Raw genomic sequence first — 16434 nt, 5'->3', positions numbered from 1 at the left:
GGCCGCTCCGCAGTTTGGCGGACAGGCCGGCCGATGCGACCTGCCAGAAGTCAGTCACCGGGGGGCGACTCAGGCAAGCCGACAGATCGACCGGACCTACGTCATCGTGTGGACCAAGCGGCCATTAGCTTGGAGAAGCACTATGAATCTGCAGATCAGTGGACACCACCTCGAAGTAACGCCTGCGTTGCGCGAATACGTGATCACCAAACTGGATAGGGTGCTAAGACATTTCGATCAGGTCATCGACGGCAGTGTGGTCCTCTCGGTCGACAACCATAAGGAAAAGGAAAAGCGTCAAAAGGTTGAAATCAACCTTCATCTCAAGGGCAAGGACATTTTTGTCGAGAGCTGTGACAGCGATCTTTACGCTGCGATCGATCTGATGATCGACAAGCTTGACCGACAAGTGATACGCCACAAAGATCGTCTGCAGGGCCATGCGCATGAGGCGATCAAGTACCAACCGGCGCCGCTGCTAGACGTGCCGCCGCAATAGGAAAATTAGAAGGTTTTCTTCATTTTCCTCGCTTCCGTTTTCACCAGCCAAACCGCCCAAGACCGGGCGGTTTTTCGTTTCCAGGCGCCTTTCTGGTGCGGCGGCGCGGCACGAGTTGTCCTTCGAATAAACCTATGGGGCATCGATGGCGCGCCGCACCATCGGCGGCTACCCTGTTCTATAATGTTCCGGTTACCATCGGGGTCTAGTTAGTTCACATGGAGGTCGTCGGCCGGAGTCCTGCGCTTTCGGGCTCCACGTACGTCGCCGTGAGCATCAAACGAATGGAACACCACTCAAATGCCCCAGCGAGGAGAACCCAGGCCACGTTTTCGCCTGTCAACATGAATCGTTTAGCCAAATTTCTTCCCCTCGAGAACGTCGTCGTCGGACTATCGGTCACCAGCAAGAAGCGCGTGTTCGAGCAAGCGGGCCTGATCTTCGAGAACCAGAACGGCATCGCCCGCAGCACAGTCACTGACAATCTGTTTGCGCGCGAGCGCCTCGGATCGACGGGGCTCGGCGAGGGCGTCGCGATTCCGCATGGCCGGATCAAAGGCTTGAAGCAGCCGCTCGCCGCGTTCGTGCGTCTTGCCGAACCCATCCCCTTCGAATCGCCTGACGGTCAGCCGGTCTCGCTGCTGATCTTTCTGCTGGTACCGGAACAGGCCACCCAGCAGCACCTCGAAATCCTTTCGGAAATCGCCCAGTTGTTGTCCGACCGCGAGGCCCGCGAGCGCCTGCACACGGAAGCAGACCGCGAATCGTTGCATCGCCTGCTCACTCAGTGGCAACCTTGATGCATCGGCGGTTCTCCGCACGCCGGTCACCCGCCAGCACGCGGGTTCAGCCTGGGAAGGTGCACGGCCCGCGTTAGCGCGGCCGCCCCCTTGCCCGGCACGCGGCCCACACTGGAGTCACTGACTCATGGATACGTCCAGCATCAACGCCCAAAGCATTTTCGACGACAACGCCGCCACGCTGAAGCTGAGCTGGCTGACGGGGCATGAAGGCTGGGAACGCGGCTTTTCTTCGGAATCGGTCGCCAATGCCACGTCGAGCGCAGACCTCGTCGGCCACTTGAACCTGATCCACCCGAACCGGATCCAGGTGCTCGGCGACGCCGAAATCGACTATTACACACGCCAAACCGACGAAGACCGCTCGCGCCACATGGCCGAGCTGATCGCGTTGGAACCGCCGTTTCTGGTGGTGGCGGGCGGGGTCGCCGCACCGCCGGAACTCGTGCTGCGCTGCACGCGCTCGTCCACGCCGCTTTTCACCACGCCAATGTCGGCCGCCGCTGTGATCGACAGCCTGCGCCTCTACATGTCGCGCATCCTCGCGCCGCGCGCCACGCTGCACGGCGTGTTTCTCGACATCCTCGGCATGGGCGTGCTGCTCACCGGCGACTCGGGCCTCGGCAAGAGCGAGCTCGGGTTGGAACTGATCAGCCGAGGCCACGGCCTCGTCGCGGACGACGCGGTGGACTTCGTGCGGCTCGGCCCGGATTTCGTCGAAGGGCGCTGCCCGCCGCTCTTGCAAAACCTGCTCGAGGTGCGCGGCCTCGGCCTGCTCGACATCAAGACGATCTTCGGTGAAACCGCGGTCCGCCGCAAAATGAAGCTCAAGCTGATCGTGCAACTGGTACGCCGTCCCGACGGCGAATTTCAGCGGCTACCGCTGGAGAGTCAAACCGTCGACGTACTCGGCCTGCCGATCAGCAAAGTGACGATTCAGGTGGCCGCCGGCCGCAACCTCGCGGTGCTGGTGGAAGCGGCCGTGCGCAACACCATCCTGCAACTGCGCGGCATCGACACGTTGCGTGACTTCATGGATCGCCAGCGTCTGGCGATGCAGGACCCCGATAGCCAGTTCCCCGGCAAATTGATCTAGGCTGGCTGCACCACGTCGCGCCCGCGGCCACCGGCAGCCGCGGGTACGCGCACGGGAGACCAGATGCTATGATGAAATGTACGGATCCCACGACTCCATGCGCATAATCCTGATCACCGGTATATCCGGCTCCGGCAAGTCAGTTGCCCTGAACGCGCTTGAAGACGCAGGCTATTACTGCGTCGACAATTTGCCGCCGCGTTTTCTGCCGCAACTCGCCAATTACCTCGCCGTGGACGGGCAAGACCGCCTCGCCGTCGCCATCGACGCGCGCTCGAGCGCTTCGCTCGACGAAATGCCCGCCATGATCCGCGACCTGTCGCGCGCTCACGACGTGCGCGTATTGTTTCTGAACGCGAGCACGCAGTCGCTGATTCAGCGCTTCTCCGAAACGCGTCGGCGCCATCCGCTATCCGGTTCCACCGCGCACGATGCGGACGTGGGCCTGCTCACCTCGCTCGCGGAAGCGATCGAACGCGAACGCGAACTCGTGGCGGGCCTCGCCGAATTCGGGCATCAGATCGACACCAGCAATCTGCGCGCGAACGTGCTGCGCGCGTGGGTCAAACGCTTCATCGAGCAGAAAGACGCGGGACTCGTGCTGATGTTCGAGTCATTCGGCTTCAAACGCGGCGTGCCGCTCGACGCCGATTTCGTTTTCGACGTGCGCACGCTGCCGAACCCGTACTACGATCATGAATTGCGGCCGCTCACGGGCCTCGACAAACCGGTGATCGATTTTCTCGACGCAGTGCCGCTCGTGCATGAAATGATCGACGACATCGAGAAATTCCTCGCCAAATGGCTGCCGCATTTCCGTGACGACAATCGCAGTTATCTGACGGTCGCTATCGGTTGCACGGGCGGCCAGCACCGCTCGGTGTTCATTGCGGAGACGCTCGCCGCGCGTCTCGCGCCTTCGGCGAATGTGATTGTGCGGCACAGGGATGCGCCGGTAGATGCCGGTCAGTCATCGAGATTAGTGGCTTAACTGGCCGCATCGCGCGGCCTCAACTCGAAGCGTTGCGCCATGTCTTCTTCTACTGTGCTTGCCGATTTGCCGCTGTTTCCGCTGCATACGGTGCTGTTTCCCGACGGACTGCTGCCGCTCAAGATTTTCGAAGCGCGCTACCTCGACATGGCGCGCGACTGCCTGCGCGAAAAGACGCCATTCGGCGTCTGTCTGCTGAAAAGCGGTGCCGAGGTGGCGCGTGAAGAAGAGCCGTCGGTACCCGAAGCAATCGGCTGTCTTGCCGAAATCGAGGAATGCGACGTCGAAGCGTTCGGCATGCTGCTGATCCGCGCACGCGGCACGCGGCGCTTCCGTCTGCTGTCGCATCGCGTGGAGTCGAGCGGCTTGCTGGTCGGCATGGCGGAGCCGCTCGGCGACGACATGCCGCTCGAGGGCAACGACCAGTTGGCCAAGTTCGGCGCGTGCGCCGAAGTGCTCGAGCGGATCATCGCAACGATCCGTGAACGGGACCCCGACAGCCTGCCGTTCGCAGAGCCGTTCAGGCTCGAGGACCCTTCATGGGTGTCGAACCGTCTCGCGGAAGTGCTGCCGATCGCGCTGCGCGCGCGCCAGAAATTGATGGAAGTACAGGACGCCGGCGCGCGCATCGACGTGGTTCATCACTATATGCAGCAGCATCAACTGCTTTGAAGCGCTGGCGCTTGTTGTTTTACCGGATTCGTTCAGATCAGCGAACCCTGCAAACCGTCCAGCAGTTTGCGCACCGGCGCTGGCACACCGAACGAGTCGAGATCGCTTAGCGCGACCCACGCGGTGTCGGAATCGGCTAGCGCGGCCAACGCGCCCGCCCCACGATCGAGTTCGGCGATCCGCGGCTCTATATTCAGCTTGAAATGCGTGAATACGTGCGTGAGCGGCGCCAGCGGCGAAACCGTTCCATCGCCGCCGAAGGCGCGCGCACGCTCGACGAGCGCGTCTTCGCCGGCGGCTTCGGGCAGGCTCCACAAGCCGCCCCAGATGCCTGACGGCGGGCGCTTTTCCAGCATCACCGCGTTGCCGTCGCGCAGCACGAGCATCCATGTGCGGCGCGTCGGCACGGTTTTCTTCGGCCGCGCGGTGGGCAATTCGCGCTGGCGTCCGCTCAGATTGGCCACGCAGTCGGCGGCGAATGGGCAACGCAGGCAGTCCGGCTTGCCGCGCACGCAGAGCGTCGCGCCGAGGTCCATCAGACCTTGCGTGTAGGCGCTCACGTCGTCGTCCGATGCATTCGACGGAAGCAGCGACTCCGCCAGCGTCCACATCGCGTTCTCGACTTTCTTTTCACCTGGAAAACCTTCCACGCCGAATACGCGCGCCAGCACGCGTTTCACATTGCCGTCGAGAATCGTCGCGCGCGCGCCGAAGGCGAACGACGCGATCGCCGCCGCCGTCGAGCGGCCGATGCCCGGCAACGCCGCAAGCTCATCCACCGATGCCGGAAACGCGCCGCCATGCTGCTCGACCACGGCCTGCGCGCAACGATGCAGATTGCGCGCACGCGTGTAGTAGCCAAGGCCGGCCCACAGCGCCATCACATCGTCCACGGGCGCGGCGGCCAGCGCCGCAACATCGGGAAAACGCGCCAGAAACTTCGCGTAGTACGGAATCACCGTCGACACCTGGGTCTGCTGCAGCATGATTTCAGACAGCCAGATGCGATACGGGTCACGGGTGTTCTGCCACGGCAAACCGTGACGGCCATGCTGGCGCTGCCACGCAATCAGCCGCGCGGAAAAATCGGACATCGCGGCAAACGCGGGGGCTTGGCGTGCGGCCGATGGGGACGAACGCGGAGATAAGCGAGAGGGCATTGAAATTAGCGCTGACAGGTGGGACAGAAATACGTGGAGCGCTGCCCCTGCACGATCTGTTTGATCGGCGTTCCACACACGCGGCATGGCAGCCCCGCGCGATCATAGACGAAATAATCGAGCTGGAAGTAACCGCTTTCGCCATTGCTGCCGACGAAATCGCGCAATGTGCTGCCGCCCTTCTCGATCGCGGCGGCGAGCGTCACGCGCACGGCGTCGGCCAGCAGATCGTAACGGACGAGCGAGACGCGGCCCGCCGCGGTGGTCGGTCGGATGCCCGCGCGAAACAGACTCTCCGATGCGTAGATATTACCCACGCCCACGACGATTTCACCGGCCAGCAACGCCTGCTTCACCGAAACCTTGCGCCCGCGCGTGAGCCGATGCATCAGCGCGCCGGAAAACGCCGGCGAAAACGGCTCGACGCCGAGGCTCGCGAGCAGTGGATGCACGAGCACGTCGCCGGCTTCGCGAGGATGCCACAGCACCGCGCCGAAGCGCCGGGGATCGCGATAGCGCAAAATGAATTCGTCGAAGATCCAGTCGATGTGATCGTGTTTCGCGGCAGCAGGCGGATGCGGCACGTGACGCAGCACGCGCAACGTGCCGGTCATGCCAAGATGCACGATGAACCAGCCGGCGTCGATCTCGAACAGCAGATACTTGCCGCGCCGCTCGACCTTGCGCACCACGTGGCCACGCAAGGTTTTCGCAAGGTCGGCGGGAATCGGCCAACGCAGCGCGGGCGTACGCACGTCGACGCGTTCAACCTTGCGGCCGGACACATACGGTTCGATTCCCCGTCGGGTAACCTCAACTTCTGGCAACTCTGGCATGTCTGACTGGTCTGCAACTTGCGTGAGTGGTGTGCGCGTATTGTAGCGAGCGCGTTACAATCGTCCGAAACATTGAACGGATTTCCATGAACTTGTCCTTCGTGAAGCTGTTTTCGAAGCGCCCGGCTAGCGCATCCCGCGTGCCGCACGCCGTGTCCGCCCGGCGGGTGCTCGGCGCGGCCGCGCTCGCGGTCTGGGCGTTGTCCGCGGTGCCCGCATACGCGCAGGACCCTTCACCCGGCTCGGACGACACCTCCGTCGCACTGGCGGACCCGCTCGGTCCGCCCTCGGCGGACGAGCAGAAGTCGCTGCCCAGGCTCGCGCTGTCGAGCCAGATCGTATTCCAGGTGCTCGCCGCCGAAGTCGCGCTGCAACGCGATCAGCCCGCGCCCGCCTACCAGACTTATCTCGCGCTCGCGCGCGACACGCACGATCCGCGCATGGCGCAACGCGCCACCGAAATCGCGCTGGCCGCGCAGAGTCCATCGGATGCGCTGGCCGCCGCGCAATTGTGGCAGCAATATGCGCCGGATTCGGAACGCGCCGCACAACTCGACGCATCGCTGCTCGTGCTGTCCGGCAAGCCCGACGAAGCTTCGCCGCTCCTCGCCCGCGAACTCGCGAAAGTGCCTGCGGAAAATCGCGGCAGCGCGATGCTGGCGTTGCAACTGCTGATCTCGCGCGGCCCCAACCGCATCGGCGGCCTGCATGTGCTGCAGGATTTGCTGAAGAACGACATGAACCGGCCGGAAGCGCAGTTGGCCGTCGCACGCCAGCAGCTCGTATCGGACGACGCGCCGGGCGCGCGCAAGTCGCTCGAACAGGCGCTCACGCTCAAGCCCGACTATTTGCCGGCCGCGCTGATGCTGTCGCAAATGGGTCCCGAGGAGCGCAAGGAAGGCATCGCGTCGCTCGAAAAGTACGTGCAGCAGAATCCGAAATCGCACGACGCGCGCCTCGCGCTCGCACAGATGTACCTCGCAAGCGACCGTCTGGACGACGCGCAGAAGCAGTTCGAGGTCATGCACAAGAACAATGCGAACGACCTCACGCCGCTGATGGCGCTCGCGCTGATCAAGATCCAGCAAAAGAATTTCAACGAAGCGCAAACGTATCTGACTCAATACGCGCAGCAAGCCGAGAAAACGCCGGGCGCCGATCCGGGCCAGGCGTATATCTATCTGGCGCAACTGGCGCTCGAACAGAAAAACGAAGCGGCGGCGGGCGACTGGCTGAACAAGATTTCGCCGTCGAGCCAGCAATACATGCCCGCCCAGGTCACGCGCGCGCAATTGCTCGCCAAGCAGGGCAAGACCGACGACGCCCGCAAGCTGCTGGCGAGTCTTCAGTCGCCCGATCCGCGCGACCAGGCGCTGCTTGCGCGCACCGACGCGGCGATCCTGTTCGACGCAAAGCGCTATCCGGAAGCGGAAAAGCGCCTGCAACAAGTCACCGCGGCCTTTCCCGACGATCCTGACCTCACCTACGATTACGCGATGGCCGCCGAAAAGAACGGCCACTTCGATGTCATGGAAGCGCAGTTGCGCAAGCTGATCCAGAGTCAGCCCGACAATCCCCAGGCCTATAACGCGCTCGGCTATTCACTGGCCGATCGCAATCAGCGCCTCGCGGAAGCGGACAAGCTGGTCGAGAAGGCATCGTCGCTGGCACCGAACGACGCATTCATCATGGACAGCGTGGGCTGGGTCAAATACCGGATGGGCAATACGTCGGACGCGATCAAGGTGCTGCGCAAAGCCTACGACATCCAGCCGAACGCCGAAATCGGCGCACATCTCGGCGAAGTGTTGTGGAAAACCGGCGCGCAGGACCAGGCTCGCGCCGCTTTCCGCGATGCGCGCAAGCTCGAACCGGATAACGACACGCTTGTTAAAACGCTGCAACGTCTTCAGGTAAACGATCTTTGATGCGTCTTTCCCGTTTGATTTCCCGTTCCCGGGCGCCGCGCGGCGCGGCGCTCGGACTCGTGGCTGCAGCGGTTGTCGCGCTGGCCGGTTGTGCGTCGGTGAAACCGCAAGGGCCGTCCACGTCGAATGCCGCGACTGCCGTCACCGCTCAGACGAGCCGTGCCTACCTGGGCCGTTTCGCGATCCAGTACAACGATCAGAACGGCCAGCAGCGCAACGCTTACGGCAACTTCTCCTGGCAGGAAACGGGCGACACCGTCTCCCTGCAATTGCGCAATCCGCTCGGCCAGACTCTCGCGATCGTGACTTCTTCGCCCGGTTCGGCCACGCTCGAGTTGCCGAACCGCCAGCCGCTTACCGCCGATAACGTATCCACGCTCATGCAGAACGCGCTCGGCTTCTCGCTGCCGGTCGAAGGCTTGCGTTACTGGCTGCAGCCGTCGCCGGCGCCCACCTCGCGCGCCAGGACGGAGAAGGATCCGGAGCAACCGTCGCATCTGAAGCAGATCACACAGGACGGCTGGACAATCGATTATCTGGCCTACGCCGACGCGCCCGCCACCGGCGTGAAGCGCGTGAACCTGAGCCGTGCCGAGCCGCCGCTCGACATCAAGCTCGTGCTGGATCAGTAACCCGCGCCGCGTCGCGCGACCCTGCCGCTTCGTCGGCGCCACTTTGGCGCATGTAGCCCAGACTCATGATTGAAACGACCGACTCGCTGCGCGATTGCCTCGCGCCAGCGAAACTCAACCTCTTCCTGCACATCACCGGCCGCCGGCCGGACGGATATCACACGCTGCAAACGGTCTTCCAGTTGCTCGACTGGGGCGACACGCTGCACTTCAGGCGGCGCGACGACGGCTTGATCACGCGCAGCACCGAAATCGCCGACGTGCCGCCCGAACACGACCTCACCGTGCGCGCCGCAACGCTGCTCAAGGCGCATACGGGCTCACCGGAAGGCGTCGACATCGAAATCGAGAAACGTCTGCCAATGGGCGCGGGTCTCGGCGGCGGCAGCTCCGACGCGGCCACCACGCTGCTTGCGCTAAACCGTTTGTGGAAACTCGACCTGCCGCGGCCGGAATTGCAGGCGCTGGCGTTAAGACTCGGCGCGGACGTGCCGTTTTTTATTTTTGGGAAAAATGCATTCGCGCAGGGTGTCGGAGAAACATTAGACGTTGTACAATTGCCGCCGCGTCATTTCCTGGTAGTGACGCCGAGGGTTCATGTTCCGACCGCAGCGATTTTCTCTGAAAAAACGTTGACAAGAGATTCAAAACCCCTCAGAATTACGGACTTTCCTGCAGAACTTAGCTGCAATACTGAATGGCCGGAAAGTTTTGGCCGGAATGACATGCAGCAGGTTGTCGTAGGAAAATACGCGGAAGTAGCGCAAGTGCTGCGATGGTTTGAAAACGTCGCGCCAGCGCGGATGTCTGGATCAGGTGCAAGTGTTTTTGCAGCGTTCCGTAGTAAAGCCGAGGCAGAAGCGGTGCAAGCCACACTGCCAGGCGAATGGAACAGCGCAGTGGCCGCCAGTCTCGATCAGCATCCACTCTTTGCTTTCGCGTCATAAGTTTTGCATCGTCGAACGAAACTCCACGTTCGGCGGAGCTCAAAGTTAGTGTAGGGGAGTCGCCAAGCTGGTTAAGGCACCGGATTTTGATTCCGGCATGCAAAGGTTCGAATCCTTTCTCCCCTGCCAAAAATTCTCGCATTTCCCCTCGCCCCCAGCCTGAAGCAGGTGCACGATGAGCAGCCATGACGGCCTGATGGTTTTTACTGGCAACGCAAATCCCGCGCTTGCACAGGAAGTCGTCAAAATCCTCGGTATTCCCCTCGGCAAAGCCATGGTTAGCCGTTTCTCGGACGGTGAAATCCAGGTCGAGATTCAGGAAAACGTGCGTGGCAAGGATGTCTTCGTTCTGCAGTCCACCTGCGCGCCGGCGAACGACAACCTGATGGAACTGATGATCATGGTCGATGCGCTCAAGCGCGCATCCGCTGGCCGGATCACTGCCGCCATCCCCTATTTCGGCTATGCCCGTCAAGATCGACGCCCGCGTTCGGCGCGCGTCGCCATCTCGGCGAAGATCGTGGCGAACATGCTGGAAATCGCCGGCGTCGAGCGGATCATTACGATGGATCTGCACGCCGACCAGATTCAAGGCTTCTTCGACATCCCGGTCGACAACATTTACGCCACGCCCGTGTTGCTCGGCGATCTGCGCAAGCAGAACTACGAGGACCTGCTGGTTGTCTCGCCGGACGTCGGCGGGGTGGTGCGTGCCCGGGCCCTGGCGAAGCAACTGAATTGTGATCTGGCGATCATCGACAAGCGTCGCCCGAAGGCGAACGTTGCCGAAGTGATGAACATCATCGGTGAAGTCGAAGGCCGTACCTGCGTGATCATGGACGATATGGTCGACACCGCCGGCACGCTCTGCAAGGCGGCTCAGGTTTTGAAGGAACGTGGCGCGAAGCAGGTGTTCGCGTACGCTACCCACCCGGTTCTGTCGGGCGGTGCTGGCGAGCGCATCGCGGCTTCCGCACTCGACGAACTCGTTGTCACCGACACGATCCCGCTCGGCGACGAAGCCCGCTCCTGCGCGAAGATCCGTTCGTTGACCAGCGCTGGCCTGCTGGCCGAAACGTTCTCGCGGATTCGCCGCGGCGATTCGGTGATGTCGCTGTTCGCTGAAAGTTAAGTATTTGCGAAGGCGCGGCGCGCGTTGCACTAATGCACGCCGCGCTTTTGCACAATCGGCGCGAACGAACGAAGGTTCGTGCCGCAGTTCGGGGGCCTCAGCCGTAACGGCTTGGAGGCCCCGTTTTTACTGCCTGGTCGCGGGCGGTGCATTGGAGATTCAACATGAAAGTAGTCGCTTTCGAGCGTAATTTGCAAGGTACGGGTGCGAGCCGCCGCCTGCGTAACTCGGGCAAGACCCCGGGCATCGTATATGGCGCTGGTGCTGAAACGCAATTGGTCGAACTGGACCACAACGCGCTGTGGCACGCGCTGAAGAAAGAAGTTTTCCATTCGTCGATTCTCGAACTGGAAGTGGGCGGCAAGTCGCAACAGGTTCTGCTGCGCGACGTGCAATACCATCCGTTCCGTCAGCTCGTGCTGCACGTGGACTTCCAACGTGTCGACGCGAAGAAGAAGCTGCACACCAAGGTGCCGCTGCACTTCCTGAACCAGGAAACCAACCCGGCAGTGAAGCTGTCGAGCGCGGTGATTTCGCACGTCATCAATGAAATCGAAATCGAGTGCCTGCCGTCGGCACTGCCGGAATTCATCGAAGTCGATCTGGCAACGATCGAAGCGGGTCAATCGGTGCACGCAAAAGACCTGAAGCTGCCGGAAGGCGTGGCGCTGGTCGCTCACCTCGAAGCGGAAAACCCGGTGGTCGCTGCTGCAACGATCCCGGCTGGCGCAATCGCTGAAGGCGAGGCTGCTGCGGAAGGCCAAGGCGAAACGCCGGCTGCCTGAGCTGCACTGAGCGAGCAAATCCTCTCGAGCCGTTTCCATGAAACGGTCGATGTGACCCGCCGAGGTTCGCCCCGGCGGGTTTTTTTTCGGTTTTTTTCGGCTCGGCCGCGTTCAACGCCTGAGTCAGACGGACCTACGCAATCATGATCAAGCTGATCGTCGGGCTCGGCAATCCGGGCGCCGAATATACCGCGACTCGCCACAACGCCGGCTTCTGGCTGGTCGATCAATTGGCGCGCGAAGCGGGCGCGACGTTGCGCGATGAACGGCGCTTCCACGGTTTCTATGCGAAGGCGCGGCTTCACGGCGAGGAAGTGCATCTGCTGGAACCGCAGACGTATATGAACCGCTCGGGTCAGTCGGTTGTCGCCGTTGCGCAGTTCTTCAAGATTCTCCCCGACGAGATTCTGGTTGTTCACGACGAACTCGACATGCCGCCAGGCAGCGTCAAGCTGAAGCTCGGCGGCGGCAGCGGCGGCCATAACGGGTTGAAGGACATCACCGCGCATCTGTCGTCGCAGCAATATTGGCGGCTGCGGATCGGCATCGGCCATCCGCGTGACCTGATTCCCGAAAGCGCGCGCGCCGGCGCCAAGCCGGATGTCGCCAATTACGTGCTGAAGCCGCCGCGGCGGGAAGAGCAGGACGCGATCGACGCGTCGGTCGAACGCGCGCTCGCCGTGATGCCGCAGATCATCAAGGGCGAGCTCGAACGGGCGATGATGCAGTTGCATCGCAATTCGTAGTCGCTCGCCCCGCCCCATCCCATCGACAGGAGAACCGCTTGAGCCGCTATTGGAGTGACGTCGTTCGCCGTCTGACGCCCTATGTGCCGGGCGAGCAGCCCATCGCTGCACGCCCCGTGAAGCTGAACACCAACGAGAATCCCTATCCGCCGTCGCCGCGCGTGCTCGATGCAATCCGGCGGGAACTGGGCGACGCCGGCGAATCGTTGCGGCGCTATCCCGACCCGACCTCGCTCAAGCTGCGCGAGACGGTCGCCGCGCATCACGGCATTCGCCCCGAGCAGGTGTTCGCGGGCAACGGCTCGGACGAGGTACTCGCGCTCACCTTCCAGGCATTGCTGAAGCACGATAAACCCTTGCTGTTCCCCGATATCACATACAGCTTCTATCCGACCTACGCGCGGCTCTTCGAAATCGATTACCGGACGGTCGCTCTCGACGACAGCTTCGCGATCAACGTGGACGATTACGCAGCGCCCAACGGCGGCGTGTTATTCCCCAATCCCAACGCGCCGACCGGACGCCCGCTGCCGCTCGCCGACATCGAGCGTGTGGTGGCGAAAAACACCGATTCTGTCGTCGTGATCGACGAGGCATATGTGGATTTTGGCGCTGAGTCGGCCATCAAACTGATCGACCGCTACCCGAATCTGCTGGTCATTCAGACAGTGTCGAAGTCGCGCTCGCTGGCCGGCATGCGGGTCGGCTTCGCGTTCGGCAATCGGGAATTGATCGACGCGCTGAACCGCGTGAAGGACAGTTTCAACTCCTACCCGCTCGACCGGCTGGCGCAGGTCGCGGCCATCGCCGCTTATGAGGACGATGCGTGGTCCCGAGACAATTGCGCGAAAGTGATCGCGAGCCGCGAGCGCCTGTCCGCTGGCCTGACGGCGCTGGGCTTCGAAGTCGTGCCGTCGGCGGCGAATCTGCTGTTCGCGCGCCACGAAGGCCACGACGCGGCAACGCTTCTTTTGCGGCTCAGGGAAAGGGAGATTTTCGTGCGCCACTTCAATGCGCCACGAATCGCCCAGCATCTGCGAATCTCGGTCGGCACCGATGCCGAATGCGACATTCTGCTGGATGCGTTGCGCGATATCTTCAGCGCCTACGTGGGATAGACCGGCGGCGCGCGCAGCGGAAAACGTTGCCGCAAAAGGGAAAACGGCGAGGCTGACACCTCGCCGTTCATTCAACTCTCACGCGGCCTTGTCGGCCTGCAGCGCGTGGTACTTCGCCATCAACCCTTCCGGCGTTTCCAGATGTTCGGGATCGCGCGGAATGCACTCGACCGGGCACACCTGAATGCATTGCGGCTCGTCGAAATGGCCGACGCATTCGGTGCATTTTTTTGGGTCGATCACGTAGATTTCCGGGCCCATCGAAATTGCGTCGTTCGGGCACTCAGGCTCGCACACGTCGCAATTGATGCACTCGTCGGTAATCATCAAGGCCATGCTTCTCTCACTTCACGCCGGCTGAAACCGGCTTAATCCGTCAAGCCGACAGTTTACGCCGGTTACGGTTGCGCCGCCGAAGTGCCGCCGTCCGGGTCCAGCGCGGCAACCTTCTCCGTCAGCCATTTTTCGACCGAGGGGAACACAAACTTGCTGACGTCGCCGCCCAGTTGCGCGATTTCGCGCACGATGGTGCCCGAGATGAACTGATACTGATCCGACGGCGTCATGAACATGGTTTCGACGTCGGGCAGCAGATAGCGATTCATGCCGGCCATCTGGAACTCGTATTCGAAGTCCGACACGGCGCGCAGGCCCCGCACGATCACACGTGCGTTGTTGCTGCGAACGAAGTCTTTCAGCAAGCCCTTGAAGCTCATCACCTGGACGTTCGGGTAGTGCCCGAGCACTTCGTGCGCGATGTCGAGGCGCTCCTCGAGCGTGAAAAAAGGCTTCTTGTTGCGGCTGTCTGCAACGCCCACCACCAGCGTGTCGAAAATGCTCGACGCGCGCCGAACGAGGTCTTCGTGACCGCGCGTCAGCGGGTCAAACGTGCCCGGGTACACGGCGACTACCATGAGACTTCTCCTCTCTTCAGACAAATGGGCACGTCAAAGCGTCCACGCGACGCATTTGGCACCGGCCGCGCGCGTGGCGATAAACCGCCCGGCGCTTGTTATCGAACGCGCATTATTCCTTATTTTCGCGCTGCAGCAAATGAAAGTGGACCGCACCCGCCTTGCCGTGCCGAATGACGTCCCAACCTGCAAGCGTCTCGTTTCCAGCCAGTTCGAGGGCGGCACCGGCTTCCACATACAGAAAGCCTTCGGCGCTCACCAGCGGTACGGCCAGCGCGAGCGCCTTGTCGAGCAGATCGTCGCCGAATGGCGGATCGAGAAACACCACGTCGAACGATCCGGGCGCGAGACTCGCGGCAAGGCGCAAGCCGTCCGCCTCGGCGATTTCGATTGTGCGCGCCGCGAGCCGTTCCTGGTTGGCGCGCAACTGACCGGCGGCTCGCGCGTTACGCTCCACCATCAGCACGCGCGCCGCGCCGCGCGAAGCCGCCTCGAAGCCCAGCGCGCCGCTGCCGGCGAACAGATCGAGGCAACGCTGACCGTCCAGCCGCTGGCCGAGCCAGTTGAACAGCGTCTCGCGCACACGGTCGGGCGTGGGGCGCAGCCCGTCGAGGTCGAGCACGGGCAGCGGCGTGCGTTTCCAGTCGCCGCCGATGATGCGAATGGCGTGCGGCTTGCCGCCTTTGGATGAAGCGCCGTGGGCGCGTGAAGGTGCGGAACGAGGCATGCAGGTTTTGATTGCGTAATGAAAGCGCCCGCGACGTCGATGCGCACGGGCTGGAGCGGCAACGTTACCACAGGGGCTATCGGCGTCCACCCTGGCCGTTCGGCCGATACGACGGCGGGCGGCGCGCCTGATAAAATGTGCGGCTTCCAGCGCCTTGCATCCCGCATCGCAACGCTGCCTGCCGCTTGCCGGTCATTGCCGGCTGCGCGCATCGGCGCGCGCTCTCACCACGCCAGATCATGTTCAGCTTTTTCAAACGATTCAAGGGTTCGAAAGAGTCCGATAACACGCCGGCAGAATCGCAAACGGCGCCGGAGGCCTTGGCGCCCGAACACGCCGAGGAGCCCCCGGTGGCCTCCGCTACGCCGCGTCCGGCAGCGCCGGTCAGCGTCGATATTCAGTCACCGGGCGCTTCGTCCATAAACGAACCGGAACCCGAACCGGAACCCGAGCCGGAAGAGCCCGAACTGGAAACCGTCGAGATCGTCCCGCCGCCGGTGCAGGATGCGGGCGCGAGGCGCTCGTGGCTCAACCGCCTGAAGACCGGCTTGTCGAAGACCAGTTCGAACCTGACCGGCATCTTCGTCGGCACCAGGATCGACGAGGATCTGTACGAGGAGCTCGAAACCGCGCTGCTGATGTCGGACGCGGGCGTCGAGGCCACCGAATTTCTGCTCGAGGCGCTGCGGGAGAAAGTCCGCACCGAACGTCTCTCCGATCCTCAGCAGGTGAAAACGGCGCTGCGCACGCTGCTCGTCGACCTGCTCAAGCCGCTGGAAAAATCGTTGATGCTAGGCCGAGCGCAGCCGCTCGTCATGATGATCGCCGGCGTCAACGGCGCGGGCAAGACCACCAGCATCGGCAAGCTCGCGAAGCATCTGCAGAGCTTCGACCAATCGGTGCTGCTGGCCGCGGGCGACACGTTCCGCGCCGCGGCGCGCGAGCAGTTGGCCATCTGGGGCCAGCGCAACAACGTCACGGTGATGTCGCAGGAAAGCGGCGACCCGGCGGCGGTGATCTTCGACGCGGTCGGCGCAGCGCGCGCGCGCAAGATCGACGTGATGATGGCGGACACGGCCGGCCGTCTGCCGACCCAGTTGCATCTGATGGAAGAACTGCGCAAGGTGAAGCGCGTGATCGGCAAGGCGCAAGACGGCGCGCCGCACGAGGTGCTGCTGGTGATCGACGCGAACACCGGCCAGAACGCGCTCGCGCAAGTCAAAGCCTTCGACGACGCGCTCGGCCTCACGGGCCTGATCGTCACCAAGCTCGACGGCACCGCGAAGGGCGGCATTCTCGCGGCGATCGCGCGGCAGCGTCCGATTCCGGTGTACTTCATCGGCGTCGGCGAGAAGGTGGAGGATCTGCAGCCGTTCAGCGCGGAAGAGTTTTCGGACGCGTTGCTGGGCGGGTGAACACGGCCACCCGGCATTCGCGGCTGAACAAGCAGA

Annotated in this window: 18 protein-coding genes and 1 tRNA gene; 14 read left to right on the top strand and 5 right to left on the bottom strand. The window is 62.7% G+C overall.

Annotated features, from left to right (window positions below; genetic code table 11):
- Positions 1-142: 142 nt before the first annotated feature.
- The 5 genes from hpf to CUJ90_RS01780 all read left to right on the top strand — a co-directional run bounded on the left by hpf (position 143) and on the right by CUJ90_RS01780 (position 4058).
- Positions 143-499, top strand: a complete 357-nt coding sequence (gene hpf / locus CUJ90_RS01800; RefSeq protein ID WP_073429416.1) for a ribosome hibernation-promoting factor, HPF/YfiA family — start codon at positions 143-145, stop codon at positions 497-499.
- A 284-nt stretch (positions 500-783) separates the two neighbouring features.
- Positions 784-1299: a PTS sugar transporter subunit IIA gene (locus CUJ90_RS01795; protein WP_073429415.1), complete on the top strand. Its 516-nt coding sequence runs from the start codon at positions 784-786 to the stop codon at positions 1297-1299.
- 127 nt (positions 1300-1426) lie between these two features.
- Complete coding sequence (gene hprK / locus CUJ90_RS01790; protein ID WP_073429414.1) at positions 1427-2395, top strand: HPr(Ser) kinase/phosphatase; 969 nt, start codon at positions 1427-1429, stop codon at positions 2393-2395.
- Between the two features lie 97 nt (positions 2396-2492).
- Entirely contained in the window at positions 2493-3386 is an 894-nt protein-coding gene (gene rapZ / locus CUJ90_RS01785) for an RNase adapter RapZ (protein ID WP_073429413.1), read from the top strand.
- Positions 3387-3425: 39 nt separating this feature from the next.
- On the top strand, positions 3426-4058 hold the full coding sequence (locus CUJ90_RS01780) for an LON peptidase substrate-binding domain-containing protein (protein ID WP_073429412.1): 633 nt from the start codon (positions 3426-3428) through the stop codon (positions 4056-4058).
- 32 nt (positions 4059-4090) lie between these two features.
- Here the strand turns inward: CUJ90_RS01780 and mutY are convergent, their stop codons facing one another.
- Positions 4091-5218, bottom strand: a complete 1128-nt coding sequence (gene mutY / locus CUJ90_RS01775) for an A/G-specific adenine glycosylase (RefSeq protein ID WP_208645231.1) — start codon at positions 5216-5218, stop codon at positions 4091-4093.
- Between the two features lie 5 nt (positions 5219-5223).
- Positions 5224-6054 (bottom strand): bifunctional DNA-formamidopyrimidine glycosylase/DNA-(apurinic or apyrimidinic site) lyase, encoded by an 831-nt coding sequence (gene mutM / locus CUJ90_RS01770; protein WP_114161834.1) that lies wholly within the window; start codon positions 6052-6054, stop codon positions 5224-5226.
- 86 nt (positions 6055-6140) lie between these two features.
- On the opposite strand from mutM, the gene CUJ90_RS01765 reads away from it, so the two are divergent.
- The 8 genes from CUJ90_RS01765 (at position 6141) to hisC (ending at position 13342) form a co-directional block, all read left to right on the top strand.
- Positions 6141-7982, top strand: coding sequence for a tetratricopeptide repeat protein (locus CUJ90_RS01765; RefSeq protein WP_083084711.1), 1842 nt, complete (start codon positions 6141-6143; stop codon positions 7980-7982).
- The gene (gene lolB / locus CUJ90_RS01760) at positions 7982-8614 is read left to right on the top strand and encodes a lipoprotein insertase outer membrane protein LolB (protein ID WP_073429408.1); all 633 of its coding nucleotides are present in this window, start codon (positions 7982-7984) and stop codon (positions 8612-8614) included. Before CUJ90_RS01765 ends, lolB begins: the two co-directional genes overlap by 1 nt.
- A 65-nt stretch (positions 8615-8679) precedes the next feature.
- Positions 8680-9561 carry a 4-(cytidine 5'-diphospho)-2-C-methyl-D-erythritol kinase gene (gene ispE / locus CUJ90_RS01755; protein ID WP_073429407.1) on the top strand — a complete coding sequence of 294 codons (882 nt, stop codon included), beginning with the start codon at positions 8680-8682 and terminating at the stop codon, positions 9559-9561.
- Positions 9562-9613: 52 nt separating this feature from the next.
- Positions 9614-9690: transfer RNA gene (locus CUJ90_RS01750), tRNA-Gln, on the top strand.
- A 46-nt stretch (positions 9691-9736) separates the two neighbouring features.
- Entirely contained in the window at positions 9737-10693 is a 957-nt protein-coding gene (locus CUJ90_RS01745) for a ribose-phosphate pyrophosphokinase (protein WP_073429406.1), read from the top strand.
- Positions 10694-10857: 164 nt separating this feature from the next.
- The gene (locus CUJ90_RS01740) at positions 10858-11478 is read left to right on the top strand and encodes a 50S ribosomal protein L25/general stress protein Ctc (RefSeq protein ID WP_073429405.1); all 621 of its coding nucleotides are present in this window, start codon (positions 10858-10860) and stop codon (positions 11476-11478) included.
- Positions 11479-11621: 143 nt separating this feature from the next.
- Positions 11622-12224 (top strand): aminoacyl-tRNA hydrolase, encoded by a 603-nt coding sequence (gene pth, locus CUJ90_RS01735; RefSeq protein ID WP_114161833.1) that lies wholly within the window; start codon positions 11622-11624, stop codon positions 12222-12224.
- Positions 12225-12262: 38 nt separating this feature from the next.
- Positions 12263-13342, top strand: a complete 1080-nt coding sequence (hisC, locus tag CUJ90_RS01730) for a histidinol-phosphate transaminase (RefSeq protein ID WP_114161832.1) — start codon at positions 12263-12265, stop codon at positions 13340-13342.
- Positions 13343-13420: 78 nt separating this feature from the next.
- On the opposite strand, the gene CUJ90_RS01725 is transcribed toward hisC, so the two are convergent.
- The 3 genes from CUJ90_RS01725 to rsmD form a co-directional block, all read right to left on the bottom strand.
- The gene (locus CUJ90_RS01725; protein WP_073429402.1) at positions 13421-13678 is read right to left on the bottom strand and encodes a YfhL family 4Fe-4S dicluster ferredoxin; all 258 of its coding nucleotides are present in this window, start codon (positions 13676-13678) and stop codon (positions 13421-13423) included.
- 62 nt (positions 13679-13740) lie between these two features.
- Positions 13741-14256, bottom strand: a complete 516-nt coding sequence (gene coaD, locus CUJ90_RS01720; RefSeq protein WP_073429401.1) for a pantetheine-phosphate adenylyltransferase — start codon at positions 14254-14256, stop codon at positions 13741-13743.
- 112 nt (positions 14257-14368) lie between these two features.
- Complete coding sequence (gene rsmD / locus CUJ90_RS01715) at positions 14369-14983, bottom strand: 16S rRNA (guanine(966)-N(2))-methyltransferase RsmD (protein WP_083084721.1); 615 nt, start codon at positions 14981-14983, stop codon at positions 14369-14371.
- Between the two features lie 239 nt (positions 14984-15222).
- Between rsmD and ftsY the strand changes: the two genes are divergently transcribed.
- Positions 15223-16398 carry a signal recognition particle-docking protein FtsY gene (gene ftsY / locus CUJ90_RS01710; protein WP_114163411.1) on the top strand — a complete coding sequence of 392 codons (1176 nt, stop codon included), beginning with the start codon at positions 15223-15225 and terminating at the stop codon, positions 16396-16398.
- The last annotated feature ends 36 nt before the right edge of the window (positions 16399-16434 follow it).

The organism is Paraburkholderia terricola, assembly GCF_003330825.1.
Classification (GTDB): Bacteria; Pseudomonadota; Gammaproteobacteria; order Burkholderiales; family Burkholderiaceae; genus Paraburkholderia; species Paraburkholderia terricola.
Note: the sequence above shows the minus strand (reverse complement) of the source record. Positions and strands in the feature narration are given on the sequence as shown.

Excerpts from the sequence above, each read along its gene's own strand:
- hpf (WP_073429416.1), top strand. The coding sequence starts at position 143 with ATGAATCTGCAGATCAGTGGACACCACCTCGAAGTAACGCCTGCGTTG.
- CUJ90_RS01795 (WP_073429415.1), top strand. The coding sequence starts at position 784 with ATGGAACACCACTCAAATGCCCCAGCGAGGAGAACCCAGGCCACGTTT.
- hprK (WP_073429414.1), top strand. The coding sequence starts at position 1,427 with ATGGATACGTCCAGCATCAACGCCCAAAGCATTTTCGACGACAACGCC.
- rapZ (WP_073429413.1), top strand. The coding sequence starts at position 2,493 with ATGCGCATAATCCTGATCACCGGTATATCCGGCTCCGGCAAGTCAGTT.
- CUJ90_RS01780 (WP_073429412.1), top strand. The coding sequence starts at position 3,426 with ATGTCTTCTTCTACTGTGCTTGCCGATTTGCCGCTGTTTCCGCTGCAT.
- mutY (WP_208645231.1), bottom strand. The coding sequence starts at position 5,218 with ATGCCCTCTCGCTTATCTCCGCGTTCGTCCCCATCGGCCGCACGCCAA.
- mutM (WP_114161834.1), bottom strand. The coding sequence starts at position 6,054 with ATGCCAGAGTTGCCAGAAGTTGAGGTTACCCGACGGGGAATCGAACCG.
- CUJ90_RS01765 (WP_083084711.1), top strand. The coding sequence starts at position 6,141 with ATGAACTTGTCCTTCGTGAAGCTGTTTTCGAAGCGCCCGGCTAGCGCA.
- lolB (WP_073429408.1), top strand. The coding sequence starts at position 7,982 with ATGCGTCTTTCCCGTTTGATTTCCCGTTCCCGGGCGCCGCGCGGCGCG.
- ispE (WP_073429407.1), top strand. The coding sequence starts at position 8,680 with ATGATTGAAACGACCGACTCGCTGCGCGATTGCCTCGCGCCAGCGAAA.
- CUJ90_RS01745 (WP_073429406.1), top strand. The coding sequence starts at position 9,737 with ATGAGCAGCCATGACGGCCTGATGGTTTTTACTGGCAACGCAAATCCC.
- CUJ90_RS01740 (WP_073429405.1), top strand. The coding sequence starts at position 10,858 with ATGAAAGTAGTCGCTTTCGAGCGTAATTTGCAAGGTACGGGTGCGAGC.
- pth (WP_114161833.1), top strand. The coding sequence starts at position 11,622 with ATGATCAAGCTGATCGTCGGGCTCGGCAATCCGGGCGCCGAATATACC.
- CUJ90_RS01725 (WP_073429402.1), bottom strand. The coding sequence starts at position 13,678 with ATGGCCTTGATGATTACCGACGAGTGCATCAATTGCGACGTGTGCGAG.
- coaD (WP_073429401.1), bottom strand. The coding sequence starts at position 14,256 with ATGGTAGTCGCCGTGTACCCGGGCACGTTTGACCCGCTGACGCGCGGT.
- rsmD (WP_083084721.1), bottom strand. The coding sequence starts at position 14,983 with ATGCCTCGTTCCGCACCTTCACGCGCCCACGGCGCTTCATCCAAAGGC.
- ftsY (WP_114163411.1), top strand. The coding sequence starts at position 15,223 with ATGTTCAGCTTTTTCAAACGATTCAAGGGTTCGAAAGAGTCCGATAAC.